Origin of the sequence: Mesorhizobium sp. BAC0120 (assembly GCF_033542235.1) — a bacterium.
Lineage (GTDB): Bacteria > Pseudomonadota > Alphaproteobacteria > Rhizobiales > Rhizobiaceae > JAWRCU01.
Genome location: NZ_JAWRCU010000005.1, coordinates 123,873 through 137,316, shown reverse-complemented (window position 1 = coordinate 137,316; position 13,444 = coordinate 123,873). Strand labels below are relative to the sequence as shown.

The 13,444-nt window shown below is 61.6% G+C and carries 14 protein-coding genes; 2 read left to right on the top strand and 12 right to left on the bottom strand.

Features of this window, described 5'->3' with window-relative positions; genetic code table 11:
* Positions 1-23: 23 nt before the first annotated feature.
* The 3 genes from clpA to SAZ10_RS13660 all read right to left on the bottom strand — a co-directional run bounded on the left by clpA (position 24) and on the right by SAZ10_RS13660 (position 3,424).
* Complete coding sequence (clpA, locus tag SAZ10_RS13670; protein WP_318609792.1) at positions 24-2,489, bottom strand: ATP-dependent Clp protease ATP-binding subunit ClpA; 2,466 nt, start codon at positions 2,487-2,489, stop codon at positions 24-26.
* An 8-nt stretch (positions 2,490-2,497) separates the two neighbouring features.
* Positions 2,498-2,827, bottom strand: coding sequence for an ATP-dependent Clp protease adapter ClpS (clpS, locus tag SAZ10_RS13665; RefSeq protein WP_318610123.1), 330 nt, complete (start codon positions 2,825-2,827; stop codon positions 2,498-2,500).
* Between the two features lie 267 nt (positions 2,828-3,094).
* Positions 3,095-3,424 (bottom strand): phasin family protein, encoded by a 330-nt coding sequence (locus SAZ10_RS13660; RefSeq protein ID WP_318609791.1) that lies wholly within the window; start codon positions 3,422-3,424, stop codon positions 3,095-3,097.
* 267 nt (positions 3,425-3,691) lie between these two features.
* Between SAZ10_RS13660 and SAZ10_RS13655 the strand changes: the two genes are divergently transcribed.
* Positions 3,692-5,053, top strand: coding sequence for a D-alanyl-D-alanine carboxypeptidase (locus SAZ10_RS13655; RefSeq protein ID WP_318609790.1), 1,362 nt, complete (start codon positions 3,692-3,694; stop codon positions 5,051-5,053).
* Between the two features lie 56 nt (positions 5,054-5,109).
* Here the strand turns inward: SAZ10_RS13655 and SAZ10_RS13650 are convergent, their stop codons facing one another.
* From SAZ10_RS13650 to SAZ10_RS13640, 3 genes are all read right to left on the bottom strand, one after another.
* Entirely contained in the window at positions 5,110-5,805 is a 696-nt protein-coding gene (locus SAZ10_RS13650; RefSeq protein ID WP_318609789.1) for a molecular chaperone DnaJ, read from the bottom strand.
* 126 nt (positions 5,806-5,931) lie between these two features.
* On the bottom strand, positions 5,932-6,369 hold the full coding sequence (locus SAZ10_RS13645) for a DUF1489 family protein (protein ID WP_318609788.1): 438 nt from the start codon (positions 6,367-6,369) through the stop codon (positions 5,932-5,934).
* 87 nt (positions 6,370-6,456) lie between these two features.
* Positions 6,457-7,857, bottom strand: coding sequence for an L-serine ammonia-lyase (locus SAZ10_RS13640; protein WP_318609787.1), 1,401 nt, complete (start codon positions 7,855-7,857; stop codon positions 6,457-6,459).
* Positions 7,858-8,154: 297 nt separating this feature from the next.
* Between SAZ10_RS13640 and SAZ10_RS13635 the strand changes: the two genes are divergently transcribed.
* Entirely contained in the window at positions 8,155-8,955 is an 801-nt protein-coding gene (locus SAZ10_RS13635) for a DUF599 domain-containing protein (RefSeq protein WP_318609786.1), read from the top strand.
* On the opposite strand, the gene SAZ10_RS13630 is transcribed toward SAZ10_RS13635, so the two are convergent.
* From SAZ10_RS13630 to SAZ10_RS13605, 6 genes are all read right to left on the bottom strand, one after another.
* Positions 8,857-9,657: a YdcF family protein gene (locus tag SAZ10_RS13630; RefSeq protein ID WP_318609785.1), complete on the bottom strand. Its 801-nt coding sequence runs from the start codon at positions 9,655-9,657 to the stop codon at positions 8,857-8,859. The genes SAZ10_RS13635 and SAZ10_RS13630 overlap by 99 nt on opposite strands.
* Before the next feature lie 196 nt (positions 9,658-9,853).
* Positions 9,854-11,419: an amidase gene (locus SAZ10_RS13625; protein ID WP_318609784.1), complete on the bottom strand. Its 1,566-nt coding sequence runs from the start codon at positions 11,417-11,419 to the stop codon at positions 9,854-9,856.
* On the bottom strand, positions 11,416-11,892 hold the full coding sequence (locus SAZ10_RS13620; RefSeq protein WP_318609783.1) for a GNAT family N-acetyltransferase: 477 nt from the start codon (positions 11,890-11,892) through the stop codon (positions 11,416-11,418). The genes SAZ10_RS13625 and SAZ10_RS13620 overlap by 4 nt, the downstream gene beginning before the upstream one ends.
* A gap of 3 nt (positions 11,893-11,895) precedes the next feature.
* Positions 11,896-12,183 carry an Asp-tRNA(Asn)/Glu-tRNA(Gln) amidotransferase subunit GatC gene (gene gatC / locus SAZ10_RS13615; RefSeq protein ID WP_318609782.1) on the bottom strand — a complete coding sequence of 96 codons (288 nt, stop codon included), beginning with the start codon at positions 12,181-12,183 and terminating at the stop codon, positions 11,896-11,898.
* 89 nt (positions 12,184-12,272) lie between these two features.
* Positions 12,273-12,710: a hypothetical protein gene (locus SAZ10_RS13610; RefSeq protein WP_318609781.1), complete on the bottom strand. Its 438-nt coding sequence runs from the start codon at positions 12,708-12,710 to the stop codon at positions 12,273-12,275.
* Positions 12,711-12,735: 25 nt separating this feature from the next.
* Positions 12,736-13,443 carry a metal-dependent hydrolase gene (locus tag SAZ10_RS13605; protein ID WP_318609780.1) on the bottom strand — a complete coding sequence of 236 codons (708 nt, stop codon included), beginning with the start codon at positions 13,441-13,443 and terminating at the stop codon, positions 12,736-12,738.
* Position 13,444: the final 1 nt, after the last annotated feature.

Genomic DNA, 13,444 nt, shown 5'->3' with positions numbered 1-13,444 from the left:
GTTTTCAGTTCCTGAAGTTGAGATCAGCCCTTGCGGGGCAATTGCGGCACAAGGCTGCGCTTGGAGGCATCCTTGCCGCCCGACCGTTCTTTGGGCGCCGCAGTGGCCGCCTTGCGCGTTGCACGTTTCGCCGCCGGCTTCCGGCGGACCGGACGATCCGGCTCTTCCTTCTTCGGCCTGACCGGCGTTTCGTCAGCAAGCGCCTCGAGCTTCAGACCGGTTTCGCCGGTCTCCTTCGTCTCGACGGAAACGCGCACCGTGCCGCCCTTCTTCAGCTTTCCGAACAGAACCTCGTCGGCGAGCGGCTTCTTGATATGCTCCTGGATGACACGAGAGAGCGGACGCGCGCCCATGCGCTCGTCATAACCCTTGTCTGCCAGCCATGCGACTGCTTCCGGCGTGAGGTCGAAAGTGACGCCACGCTCCGAAAGCTGGGCCTCGAGCTGCATGACGAACTTCTGCACGACCTGGTGCACGACAGGAACAGGCAGCGAACCGAACGGGATGATCGCGTCGAGACGGTTGCGGAACTCCGGCGTGAAGAGCCGGTTGATCGCCTCCATGTCGTCGCCTTCCCGTTTCGATGAGCCGAAACCGATCGCGGCTCTGGCCATGTCGGCCGCACCCGCATTGGTGGTCATGATCAGGATCACGTTGCGGAAATCGATCTGCTTGCCGTTATGGTCCGTCAGCTTGCCGTGATCCATGACCTGCAGCAGGATGTTGAACAGGTCCGGATGTGCCTTCTCGACCTCATCGAGCAGCAGCACGCAGTGCGGATGCTGGTCGACACCGTCGGTGAGCAATCCGCCCTGGTCGAAGCCGACATAGCCGGGAGGCGCACCGATCAACCGCGAAACTGTGTGGCGCTCCATATATTCCGACATGTCGAAGCGCAGGAGTTCCACTCCGAGCGAGGCGGCCAGCTGTTTGGCGACCTCGGTCTTGCCGACGCCCGTCGGGCCGGAGAACAGGTAGCAGCCGATCGGTTTCTCCGGTTCACGCAGGCCTGCGCGAGCAAGCTTGATCGCGGATGCGAGCGCGGTGATGGCCGTATCCTGGCCGTAGACGACACGCTTCAGTTCCGTCTCAAGACCGGCGAGCACCTGCTCGTCATCGGCCGAAACGGTCTTCGGCGGGATGCGCGCCATCGTCGCGATCGTCGCCTCGATTTCCCTGACGCTGATCGTCTTCTTGCGCTTGGTCTCCGGCAGCAGCATCTGCGAGGCCCCGGTCTCGTCGATCACGTCGATCGCCTTGTCCGGCAGCTTGCGGTCGCTGATATAACGGGCTGAAAGTTCCACCGCCGCCTTGATGGCGTCGTTCGTGTAACGGACCTTGTGGAATTCCTCGTAGTAAGGCTTCAGGCCTTTCATGATTTCGATAGCGTCGATGACAGACGGCTCGTTCACGTCGATCTTCTGGAAGCGCCGGACCAAAGCACGGTCCTTCTCGAAGAACTGGCGGAACTCCTTGTAGGTCGTCGAGCCGATGCAACGAATGTTGCCGGACGACAGCGCTGGCTTGAGAAGATTCGAGGCGTCCATTGCGCCGCCCGAAGTGGCGCCAGCGCCGATCACGGTATGGATCTCGTCGATGAACAAGATCGCACCCGGATAATCCTCGAGCTCCTTGACCACCTGCTTCAGCCGTTCCTCGAAATCGCCGCGGTAGCGCGTGCCGGCGAGCAGCGTGCCCATATCGAGGGCGAAGATCGTGGCGTTTGTGAGCACGGCAGGCACGTCGCCTTCAACGATGCGCTTGGCGAGCCCCTCGGCGATCGCCGTTTTGCCGACGCCGGGATCGCCCACATAGAGCGGGTTGTTCTTGGAGCGGCGGCAGAGCACCTGGATCGTCCGATTGATCTCGCTTTCGCGGCCGATCAGGGGATCGATCTTGCCCGACTTCGCCTTGTTGTTAAGGTTGATGCAGTAGGCCGACAGCGCGTCCTGCTGCTGTTTCTTCTTGCCACCCTCCTCGGCCTCGCCATTCTGAGAGCTGGACTGCTCTTCCTCGGCGCCACGTGGCGGCCGGGACTCGCTCGCGCCCGGGCGCTTGGCAATGCCATGCGAGATATAATTGACGGCGTCATAGCGCGTCATCTGCTGTTCCTGCAGAAAATACGCAGCATGGCTCTCGCGCTCTGCGAAGATCGCCACCAGGACGTTCGCGCCCGAAACCTCTTCGCGGCCGGAAGACTGCACGTGGATCACCGCGCGCTGGATGACGCGCTGGAAGCCGGCGGTCGGCTTGGAATCCTCGTCGTAGCCGGTGACCAGATTGTCGAGTTCGGTGTCGATATAGTTGAGGACGGTGCGCTTGAGTTCCTCGAGGTCGACGTTGCAGGCTCGCATCACGGCCGCGGCATCAGCATCGTCGATCAACGCCAGAAGCAGATGCTCGAGCGTTGCGTATTCGTGGTGCCTCTCATTCGCGAATGTGAGGGCCTGATGAAGGGCCTTTTCAAGGCCTTGGGAGAAAGCCGGCATTCAGAACCTCACTTCTTCTCCATCACGCATTGCAGCGGATGCTGATGCTGACGGGCAAAATCCATCACTTGAGTCACTTTGGTCTCAGCTACTTCGTAGGTGAACACCCCGCATTCTCCGACGCCGTGATTGTGGACGTGCAGCATGATGCGGGTGGCCGCCTCGCGATCCTTCTGGAAGAATCGTTCGAGAATATGGACGACGAACTCCATGGGTGTGTAATCGTCGTTGAGAAGCAGCACCCGATAGAGGCTTGGCTTCTTCGTCTTCGTCTTGGGGCGCGTGATAACTGCTGTGCCGCGCCCAGGGCCATTTCCACCCTCGTCGCCGTTCTGCATTGTCGCCCTGCGCTCCAGCATGGCTACCCCGCCAATCGTCAAATGTTCCTTCCTTTTTGCCACCCCGACGGAGCGACATGTAGGTCATCCTCAGGCGATTTTAAGACCTTCTGCGGTGCTGACAATACGGTGTTCACGCCAGACCGCTTTGAACTCCTCTTTTCGTGAACGATCTCGCGTGCCCGTGCACAGCAAAAAGCCCGGCCGTGCGATCACAGCCGGGCTCGTCGAACTCACCTTGTCCAGCAAGGCGGCGGCGTCGCCGCATTATTTGGTCTTGGCGATAACCGATTCGAACGGCTTATAAGCGTTCTTAAAGAGCTCGGCATACAACTCGCCGAGTTTATTGGCCTCGGCCACGAAGCCTTCATAGGCGGTCTTGGCGTAGTCGGTCTGGACCTCGATCGCTTTCTCCAGCGACTTCGCCGCAACGAGCTTCTCAAGCGCCGCACTGCCGGTCTCGAAGCTCTTCTTTGTATATTCGGTTGCCTCGACGGCGATCGCCTGCAAGCCGTTGGAGAGGGAGGCAAAGCTCTTCAGGCTGGTATCCATATATTCCTTGCCGAACTTGCCGGCGTCCTCGAACGTCTGGGCCATGGGCATTTCCTTTCGGTCGACGATTCTTCGCTCTTATTGAGCTTGTGCAATGCATCTCATTTATTGTGCACTGCACAAAATGTCAATCACCGATTTCCGCAGCGGAAAGCCGCACGAATTTTCTTCAACTTTTCCTCGATTTCGCGCGAACCGGTGAACGTCCCGGTTACCATAAACCGATTGGTAACGACGCTCGCCTAGTCTCGCCCAGATGAGAGGCAGGACCTTTGCCGCCTCGGGGTGCAATAAGATTCAAAGGGTACGACAGTGCGTCAGGCGTCGCCGGCCAACCTCAACAATTTGTCTTTTCTCCAACTGGGCGTCGCCCTGCTGACGGCGATTGCGATCGGCTTTTCTTCGATTGCCGAGGCATCGGCGGCCAATTCGAGATATGCGGCGATCGTGATAGACGCCAATACGGGCAAGACGCTGTTCTCTGCGAATGCCGATGCCGCGCGCTTCCCGGCATCGCTCACCAAGATGATGACGCTCTATCTCGTCTTCGAGCGGCTTGCCTCCGGCAAGCTCCAAAAGACGACTCAGGTGCCGTTCTCGCAATATGCAGCCGGGCAGCCTCCGACAAAACTTGGCATCAAGGCTGGGCAGTCGGTGTCGGTCGAAACGATCATCTATTCGATGGTGACCAAGTCGGCCAACGACTCCGCTACTGCCATCGGCGAGTTCATCGGCGGCTCGCAGGCCGGTTTCGCTCGTCTGATGAACGCGAAGGCCCGGGCGTTGGGCATGACCAACACACATTTCGAGAACGCGTCCGGTCTCCCTGATCCGCAGCAGCATTCAAGCGCACGCGACCTCGCCCTTCTCGGCCTCGCGCTGCGCGAGCATTTCCCGCAATATTACCCCTACTTCTCGACGCATTCCTTCACCTATGGGCGGCAGCGCATGGCGAACCACAACCACCTGCTGTCTCGCGTGAAGGGGATGGATGGCATCAAGACGGGCTACACCCGCGCCTCCGGGTTCAATCTCGTTTCTTCTGTCGCCGACGGCAATCGCCGGATCGTAGCGGTTGTGATGGGCGGACAAACTGCCCGCGCCCGCGACGACCACATGGCCGACCTTATCGCCAACTATCTGCCTAAGGCTTCGGGCCGCAGCGGCGGCGGCGACCTGATCGCGAAGGCCAAGGAGGATAAGGCAGACGATACGCGGATTGCCGCTGCCGCGCCGATCGCGGCACCCGCGCCCACGCCGGAAAGGCGCCCCGAAAAGAAGAGCAAGGCCGCGGCCGCCCAGCCCGCAGACGAGACCAAGGCGGCAGAGGAGCCTGTCGTGCAGGCCTACGCAGAACCTGTACCGCAGTCCAAGGCGGCGGTGCTCGACGCCGTCGACCCGATCGCGACATCCGCGACGAAGGCGCCGTCCGGCTGGGCGATCCAGGTCGCCTCCTCACCGGACGCACAGCAGGCGAAGTCACTGCTCACCAAGACCGGCAAGGACGCATCGTCGATCCTCGCCGACGCTCGGGGTTATACCGTTCCGTTCGAGAAAGGCGGCGTCACATATTACCGCGTCCGGTTCGGTGGCTTCGCGTCGAAATCGGCCGCTTGGGACGCATGCGGGGCTCTCAAGAAGAAGAAGATCGCCTGCTACGCAATCCTCGAATGAGATTGCCGGCGGCAGCCAGCCAGTTTCTCCCGGAAATGTAGTCAGTCGAAGGAGCGCTAGTTGTGATCGGAGAGCAGGACATCCTTGGCTTTGTTGATTCGCGCCGCAAGGAAAGACGAGCCGCCGACGTCGGGGTGGAGGCGCTGCATCAGGCGGCGGTGCGCCTCGCGGACATCCGCCGCGGCAGCCCCCGCTTCAAGACCAAGGACCTTGTAGGCCTCCTCCTTAGTCATGGGGCCAGAACTTGGCGGGCCACCCAACCCGTCGCCGAAGTTCGGCTGCGCGTTTTTGCGCCAGATGGGAAAACGGCTGTCAAGATACGCTTCTAGCAGCTGACGGCTCTCGAAATCACCGGCGAGTTCCTTGTAGAGTTCGACGAGTTCCGACTGGCTCAATCTGCTCAACAGTCGCCCCTCGCGACGGCCTGCCAGCACCAACCCTTCGAGTGCGCCTGTCTCATGATCGAGTTCCATCTCGAGGGCGGCAGTCCGCACCATCGAACGTTGCGATTTCGGCTTCGTCCGGTTGCGAGGGAGCTGGGTGATTGCGATCCAGAACAGCGCCGCGGTGATCAGAATGCTGCCTAGCCCTGCCCTGCCGACCGCGACGAGTGAGAGCCCCATGAAACCGAGCAGCATCGGTCCGACGATGCGGATCGCGGATGCAAGTGCGGTCGGGCTCGCCCTCAGGAAGGCGACTGCAAGCAGCGCAGCAGCGAGCAGGCCAACGAGGATTTCCAATATGATGCTCATGCTGTCTCGCAGTGCAGGAGCGCAAGCTCGTCGAAAAGCACGACGTCGATCTCTCGTCTACAGCCATCAAAATGTGACGGGATGTCGACGCTTGCAAGACCGCTGCAGCTCGACCTGGAACAGATCCTATAGCAAACCCAATTCGGCGAGCTCGCGCCTGAGCTGCGGCGGCATTTCGAGAATGGCCGCCTTGCCCCGGCCGAGATCGGTCGGCGCGTCGGCAGGCTTGAGATAGCGCCAGCCCTGGAAGGCACGGCGAGGCTGCCACTCAGTCGGCACCACCTCCGGATCGAGGATCAGCCGACAGCGGCCGATGCCCTCGTCATCGGTAAAGGGACGGATGTCGAGCAGGCGCTGCCGGCACTGTACATTGCCCTTGATCACCCAGTAGAGCGAACCTCCGTCCAGCAGATCGGCCGTCCTCGTCGGCACCATTCGGGTGGTGTGGAACTGCTCCACCGGATCGCCGGCGCGGCGCCGCTCGTCGAGCTTCATCGCGATCCAATCCTCGAGATCCTCGATGCCATCGCAGCCGACGCAGAGTTTTATGAGATGCAGGGCCATAATTGAGATCTAGAGCCCGAAGCACGCCCGATCAACGAAGCCGGGAGTTATGCACAGCCCGCGCTCAGCCGGATCGAACAGCCTTACTCAGCATTCCACGACATTTACGGCCAATCCGCCCTGGCTCGTTTCCTTATATTTCTCGCTCATATCGATGCCGGTCTGGCGCATGGTTTCGATCGCTGCGTCTAACGGGACGAAATGCTTGCCGTCGCCCTTGATGGCGAGCGAGGCAGCGGTCACAGCCTTGACTGCACCGAGCGCATTGCGCTCGATGCAAGGCACCTGCACCAGCCCGGCAACCGGATCGCAGGTCATGCCGAGATGGTGCTCCAGCGCTATCTCCGCCGCGTTCTCGACCTGCTCGGGCGTTCCACCCATAACGGCCGCCAGCCCTGCAGCAGCCATGGCGGAAGCCGACCCCACCTCTCCCTGGCAGCCGACCTCGGCGCCCGAGATCGATGCATTGTGCTTGATGATGCCGCCTACGGCAGCGGCGGTGAGCAGGAATTCGCGGATGCCGTCCTGGTCCGCTTCCGGATGAAAGTGCAGCCAGTAACGCATGACGGCAGGGATGACGCCGGCGGCGCCATTGGTCGGCGCCGTCACGACCCGGCCGCCGGCGGCGTTCTCCTCGTTCACCGCCATAGCGTAGACCGAGAGCCAGTCATTGGCGGCGAGCGGGTTCGGCCTGTTGGTGCGCCAGTCCTCCTGCATGCGCTCATAAAGCTGACGGGCGCGGCGGCGCACCTTCAGCCCGCCCGGCATGATGCCCTCTTGCGATAGCCCGCGCTCTATGCAGCCCTTCATGGCCGCCCAGATGCCGTCGAGCCTTTGGTTCAGCTCGGCGCGAGACATTATGATCTCCTCATTGGCACGCTTCATCTCGGCAATGGAGAGGCCACTCCCGGCAGCCATATCGAGCATCTCGGCCGCGCTCGCGAACGGATAAGGCACGTCGACAGGAACTTCGGGCTCGCTGCGCGACTTCATGCGCTGAAGTTCCTCGTCGGAGACGACGAACCCCCCACCGATCGAATAGTAGATGCGCTTCAGGAGCAGCAGATCGGACGAGTCATAGGCATAGAAGATCATGCCATTGGCATGGCCGGCGAGCGGCGTCTTCCTGTCGAGCACAAGGTCGGATGCGGGATCGAAGCGATAGGAAGGATGGCCGGTCGGCGAGACGCGCTTTTCCGACTTGATCCGCTCGACGATCAGAGCCGACGTGTCCGGGTCTGCGGTGAGCGGCGTGAGCCCGGCCAACCCGAGGATCACCGCGCGGTCCGTGCCGTGGCCGATTCCGGTGTAGGCGAGCGAGCCGTGCAGGCTGGCTGCGAGCCGGTCCACATGAACGCCCGCGGGCCGCGGCCAGTCATTGCCCGCCACCTCTTCGAGAAAACGCGCCGCCGCCGTCATCGGCCCCATGGTGTGCGAGCTCGACGGTCCGATGCCGATCTTGAACAGGTCGAATACCGAGAGGAACAACCGGTTTGGCTCCTTTGCGCTAAGCAGGCATTCGTGAATTGTCCCACGAATGTCCGCTTGGATTCCTTGGCTTATCGCAGATTCTCATGCAAAACCGTGGGACACTTTTGCGGAAGCCGCTTGGGATTGCGGCTTCTTCAGCCATGCATGCGTTTCTCTTCTGCTCATTTTCCAGTCGCGGCTTCCTGCCGCCCGACCTCGCATGCTCTGCAAGCGACACGCTTCCGTTCAGGCTCAGGAACCTTGACCCATGCCCGCCTGACCGGAATCATCGGCGCGATGTCCGGAATATAAGTGATGACCGAAAACTTACCGCTCAGCATCGCCGACGCGCTCGCGCTTTTCTTCTTCATCATAAGCTGGGTGGGGTATGGCTATGCCGTCGACAAGAAGCTCGTCGGCCGCCTCTCTCTCACGCAAGCGATGGACGCGCAACGCGAGGCCTGGATGCATACCATGGCTCGGCGCGAGCTCAGGATGATCGACACCGGCATCATGGCTGGCCTGCAGCAAGGCACTGCCTTTTTCGCTTCGAGCACGCTGATAGCGCTCGGCGGCTGTTTCGCGCTGCTGGGCGCGACCGATCGCGTGCTCGCGGTGCTTTCCGACCTGCCCTACTTCACGCAACCGGCGCGCGGTGTGCTGGAGATGAAGACGATCGGGCTCATCGTGCTGTTCGCCTATGCCTTCTTCAAATTCGGCTGGTCCTACCGCCTCTTCAACTATTGCTCGATCCTGGTCGGCGCCGTACCGCTCATCCGCGACGGCGTCGGCCATTCAGCCGAGATAGAGACGGCAGTGCGGCGTGCGGCGCAGATGAACATCCTTGCCGGCAGGCATTTCAACGCTGGCCTGCGCGGCGTCTTTTTCTCCATCGGCTATCTCGGCTGGTTCGTCAGCCCCGTTGTGCTCGTCGGCTCGACGATTCTCCTGCTCCTGGTCCTCGCAAGACGGCAGTTCTTCTCGGCCGCGCGGCGTGCAGTGATGGAGCCGCAGCCCTCATCCCGGCGCCGGGAAGATGTTGTCGATATAGCCGGCGAGCCAGTAACCCGCGAGGCCGATCCATTCCCGAACAGCAACCGTCGTGAGTTGCAGTGAATGGACAGGATCATCGTCAACGAACAGGCCGAAACGTTCCTGCCCGGTAGTGCTGTAGTCGGCAGGCCACGGGATCACCGGGAAGCCGACCTTCCTGAACAGTCCGACAGAGCGCGGCATGTGGAAGGCGGACGTCACCAGCAGCCAGTTCTCTTCCGGTTTGGGATTGACCATCTGCTTGGAGAAGGCGGCATTCTCGGCCGTGTTGCGCGACCTGTCCTCGATGATCAGACGCTCGCGCGGAATGCCGAACGCAGAGAAGAAGCGGACGGCCGTATCTGCGTCGGCCTCCGCTTTTGTCAGCACACTACCGACGCCGCCGGAGACCAGGATTTTGGCCTGTGGAAAGCGCTGCGCCATCAGGACGGCCTCCACAAACCGGTCGCCGGCGCTGTTCATTTCATAGCCGCCCCTCACAAAATTGATCTCGCCCTCCAGGCCACCGCCGAGCACGACGATCCCATCTACGTGCTCCGGCAGCTGGGCAGGCCTGTGAAACCGCTCCTCCAAAGGGTGCAGGAGCAGCGCGCCGGCTGAGGTCCAGGCGCAGAGGGCGAGGATCAACAATGCTATGAGCGAGCCCAAGGCGCCAAGCCGCTTTCGACCGAAAAACGTCGCAACGAGCCCGGCAGCCAGGATAAAAGTCGCGAGATTGAACGGCTGGGCGAAGAACCAGAACGTCTTCGAGACGTAGAAGAACATGAACCCCTCCCGCCAGTCTCGCGATCTCGAAATTTGCCTCACATTGATATCGGGCTTTGGGCGAACTTCGAAATCACGACACTAGGAGCCAAGAAATGGCTAGTATCCCAGGTTCTGAAATTCGCTCAAAGCCATAAGTCCAGCTCGTGCAAGTTTCAGAACCGCGAAACCACCGATCAGGCCCCGGGCGCCGCTTCTACCACCATCTCTCCGGCTCGAAACGCCCCGCCGCCTGCTCGATCACCGCACCGGCGCGGAATAACGTCTCTTCGTCGAAAGGCCGGCCGATGAGCTGCAGGCCGAGCGGCAACCCCTTCTGATCGACCCCGGCGGGCACCGCGATGCCCGGCAGTCCCGCCATGTTGACGGTCACCGTGAAGACGTCATTGAGGTACATCTTCACCGGGTCGTTGGCCATGTCCTCATCGGCGATGCCAAAGGCAGCGGAAGGGGTGGCGGGCGTCAGAATCGCGTCGATGCCGTCGGCAAAAACGATCTCGAAGTCGCGTTTGATCAGGTTCCGCACCTTCTGCGCCTGGAGGTAGTAGGCGTCATAGTAGCCGGCCGAGAGCACATAGGTGCCGATCATGATACGACGCTTGACCTCGCGGCCGAAGCCGGCCGCGCGAGTCTTCTCGTACATATCGATGATGTCCTTGCCCGGCACGCGCAGCCCGTAGCGGACGCCGTCATAGCGGGCCAGGTTGGAGGACGCTTCTGCCGGCGCGACGATGTAATAAGCCGGCAAGGCATATTTGGTGTGCGGCAGGGAGATATCGACGATTTCGGCGCCGGCATCCTTCATCCAGGCGATGCCCTGCTGCCACAGCGCCTCGATCTCCTCGGGCATGCCCTCGACGCGATACTCCCTGGGAATGCCGATGCGCATGCCTTTGATCGAGCGCCCGATCGCCAGCTCGTAATCCGGCACCGGCCGGTCGACCGAAGTCGTGTCCTTCGGGTCGACGGATGCCATCGATTTCAGCATGATCGCAGCGTCGCGGACGTCGCGAGCGATCGGGCCCGCCTGATCGAGCGACGAGGCGAAGGCCACGATCCCCCAGCGCGAGCAGCGGCCATAGGTCGGCTTGATGCCGACCGTGCCAGTCAAGGCGGCGGGCTGGCGGATCGATCCACCGGTGTCGGTCGCAGTCGCCGCAGCGCAAAGCCAAGCCGAAACGGCCGTTGCGGAGCCGCCCGACGAGCCGCCCGGCACCAGGCGCTGGTTGTCGAGCTGACGTTCGGTTTTCACGCCACCTGCCGACACGAAGCCTGCTTCGCCCGCGTGGGTCGTGGGCATTACGCTGGTGGTCGCCCGCGAGCGGCGCCACGGATTGATCGCCGGCCCATAATAGGAGGTCTCGTTGGACGAGCCCATGGCGAACTCGTCCATGTTGAGCTTTCCGAGCATGACCGCGCCGTCGGCCCATAGATTGGCCGAGACGGTCGATTCGTAACGCGGCCTGAACCCGTCAAGCACATAGCTGCAGGCCTGTGTGTGGATGCCTTCGGTGGCGAAGAGATCCTTGATGCCGAGCGGAATTCCTTCCAGCGCCCTCGCCTCCCCCTTGGCCAGCCTCTCATCTGACGCCTTGGCCATGGCGCGCGCCTTTTCGTCCGTAACGACGACATAGGCGTTGAGCTCGGGATTGGCGCGCTCGATAGCTGCGAGGTAGGCCCCGGTCAGCTCGGACGAGGTGATTTCCTTGGCGCGCAGCTTCTGGCGCGCCTGGGCAATGGTAAGACGGGTAAGGTCGGTCATAGGGATACCATTTCGGGGGTCAGTGCCTTCTCATAGAAGACCGACCAGTTCGAATCCGGATAGTCGAGCACAGGGCCGCATCGCGTGAAACCGGTGCGCTCATAAACGGTCCAGGCGGCGGGGTGGCGGTCCCCGGTCTCCAGGACGAGCCGGGTGAAGCCCTCCTGCCGGGCCAGCGCCTCGATATGGCGGACGATCTCGGCGCCGATCTTGAGGCCGCGATGCGAGGGGCGGGTATACATGCGCTTCACCTCGCCGACGCCGCCGGCGTGACGCTTCAGCGCGCCGCAGCCGATTGCCATGCCATCGTCGCGCGCGACGAAGACGGTCGTGTCGGGTTCGGCCATCTGCTCGACGCTCATATGGAAGCAGAACTCGGGCGGGGTCAGCTCGAGCAGAGTCGCGTTGAGCTCGCCGATCAGCGCACGCACGTCATCCTGCAACGGCGTCTCGACAGCAATCTCGATGGCCATGGCCTACTCGACCACCTTGGGCACAAGGAAGAAATTCTCGGCCGTCGCGGGCGCGTTGGCGACAATATCCTCGGCCTTGTTACCTTCGGTGACGACGTCTTGCCGCTTCTTGATCTCCATCGGGATAACCGAAGTCATCGGCTCGACGCCGGTGACGTCCACCTCGTTAAGCTGTTCCACGAAGCCGAGAATCTGGTTGAGCTCACCGGTCATGCGCTCGGCCTCCTCGTCTGTCACCGCAATGCGGGCAAGCCGGGCAACACGCCGAACGGTCTCGATATCAACGGACATGCTTGTCAAGCCTTTCGAATCCGGACCGGGCTATAGCGGCGCATAGCGAGCGGTGCAATATGACTATGATCTGGAGCCCGCCGCCGGCTTCAAGGCAGCGTCACGCCGTCACAGCGATAAAACGTACCGCTCAGGCCGTCCTCGCCGCCCTCACTACCCTTGATGGACGACACCTCGTCCCTCATGGACGTCACATCCAGCTGGCCGGATTGTCGCTCTACGATCGAGAAGACGTCCGGCGACATGAGCCCGGGTTCCTCGCAGATAGCCGTGACCAGCCAGGCCTTGTCCTGGCGAGGATGCTTCGACACCTCCACGAAGGCGCAATTATATTCCAGCGCATCGAAACCGCGCGCTGACAGGACCATATTGCCGTCCTCGATGACGTTCTGCAGCGAGTTCTTCTTGGCGTTGGAGCAGATCTCTTCCGATCTCAGATAGTTGCCGCTGATGAAATTGTCGGCGGCCGAAGCTGCCGCAGGTGCAAGAACAAGGAACGCGGCAACCGCGTATGACAAGCTTCCCATTTGTACCCCCCTTGAGAAGACCACGTCAGAGTTCGAAAGCTTCGCCGACCATGGGAACGATCACCTTGGTCGAGGTGCCCTGCATCCCTTCGACGAACTTGTCCGCAGTCTGGTCGATGATCGGGAAGGTCGCATAATGGCAGGGAATGACCGATTCGAACCTGAAGAAGCGACGGCAGGCGAGCGCTGCGACGGCGCCGCCCATCGTGAAGCGGTCGCCGATCGGCACGATGCCAATTGCTGGCTCATGAAGCTCGTTGATCAGCGCCATATCGGAGAAGATGTCGGTGTCGCCCATGTGATAGAGCGTCTTATCGTTAGGGAAATGCATGACGATGCCGGCCGGGTTGCCCAGATAGGTGTTCGTGCCCTTGTCTCCGCCGAAGGAGGAGGAATGCAGCGCAAGCACGAAAGTCGCGGTGAAGCCGCCGCAATCGACAGTGCCGCCGAGATTGGTCGGGTTGATCTGACCCTGGTCGACGCCCTGCCCGACCAGATACATGCAGAGCTCGAAATTGGCGACGAGCATCGCACCGCTCTTTTTGAGCACCGCCGCAGCGTCGAGGATATGGTCGCTGTGACCATGCGTGAGGAGCACATGGGTCACGCCCTCGGCAGGGCCTTCCCAGCCCTTCCCCCAGGATGGATTCCCGGAGAGGAACGGGTCGACCAGGATCTTCGCATTGCCGCTTTCCACTCGGAAAGTGGAGTGGCCATACCAGGTGATCTTCATG

Bases quoted from the DNA above. Each gene is read 5' to 3' on its own strand.
- SAZ10_RS13660 (WP_318609791.1), bottom strand. From the start codon at position 3,424: ATGGCCCAGACGTTCGAGGACGCCGGCAAGTTCGGCAAGGAATATATG.
- SAZ10_RS13650 (WP_318609789.1), bottom strand. From the start codon at position 5,805: ATGAGCATCATATTGGAAATCCTCGTTGGCCTGCTCGCTGCTGCGCTG.
- clpS (WP_318610123.1), bottom strand. From the start codon at position 2,827: ATGCAGAACGGCGACGAGGGTGGAAATGGCCCTGGGCGCGGCACAGCA.
- gatC (WP_318609782.1), bottom strand. From the start codon at position 12,183: ATGTCCGTTGATATCGAGACCGTTCGGCGTGTTGCCCGGCTTGCCCGC.
- SAZ10_RS13605 (WP_318609780.1), bottom strand. From the start codon at position 13,443: ATGAAGATCACCTGGTATGGCCACTCCACTTTCCGAGTGGAAAGCGGC.
- SAZ10_RS13610 (WP_318609781.1), bottom strand. From the start codon at position 12,710: ATGGGAAGCTTGTCATACGCGGTTGCCGCGTTCCTTGTTCTTGCACCT.
- SAZ10_RS13635 (WP_318609786.1), top strand. From the start codon at position 8,155: ATGACCGAAAACTTACCGCTCAGCATCGCCGACGCGCTCGCGCTTTTC.
- clpA (WP_318609792.1), bottom strand. From the start codon at position 2,489: ATGCCGGCTTTCTCCCAAGGCCTTGAAAAGGCCCTTCATCAGGCCCTC.
- SAZ10_RS13630 (WP_318609785.1), bottom strand. From the start codon at position 9,657: ATGTTCTTCTACGTCTCGAAGACGTTCTGGTTCTTCGCCCAGCCGTTC.
- SAZ10_RS13625 (WP_318609784.1), bottom strand. From the start codon at position 11,419: ATGACCGACCTTACCCGTCTTACCATTGCCCAGGCGCGCCAGAAGCTG.
- SAZ10_RS13620 (WP_318609783.1), bottom strand. From the start codon at position 11,892: ATGGCCATCGAGATTGCTGTCGAGACGCCGTTGCAGGATGACGTGCGT.
- SAZ10_RS13645 (WP_318609788.1), bottom strand. From the start codon at position 6,369: ATGGCCCTGCATCTCATAAAACTCTGCGTCGGCTGCGATGGCATCGAG.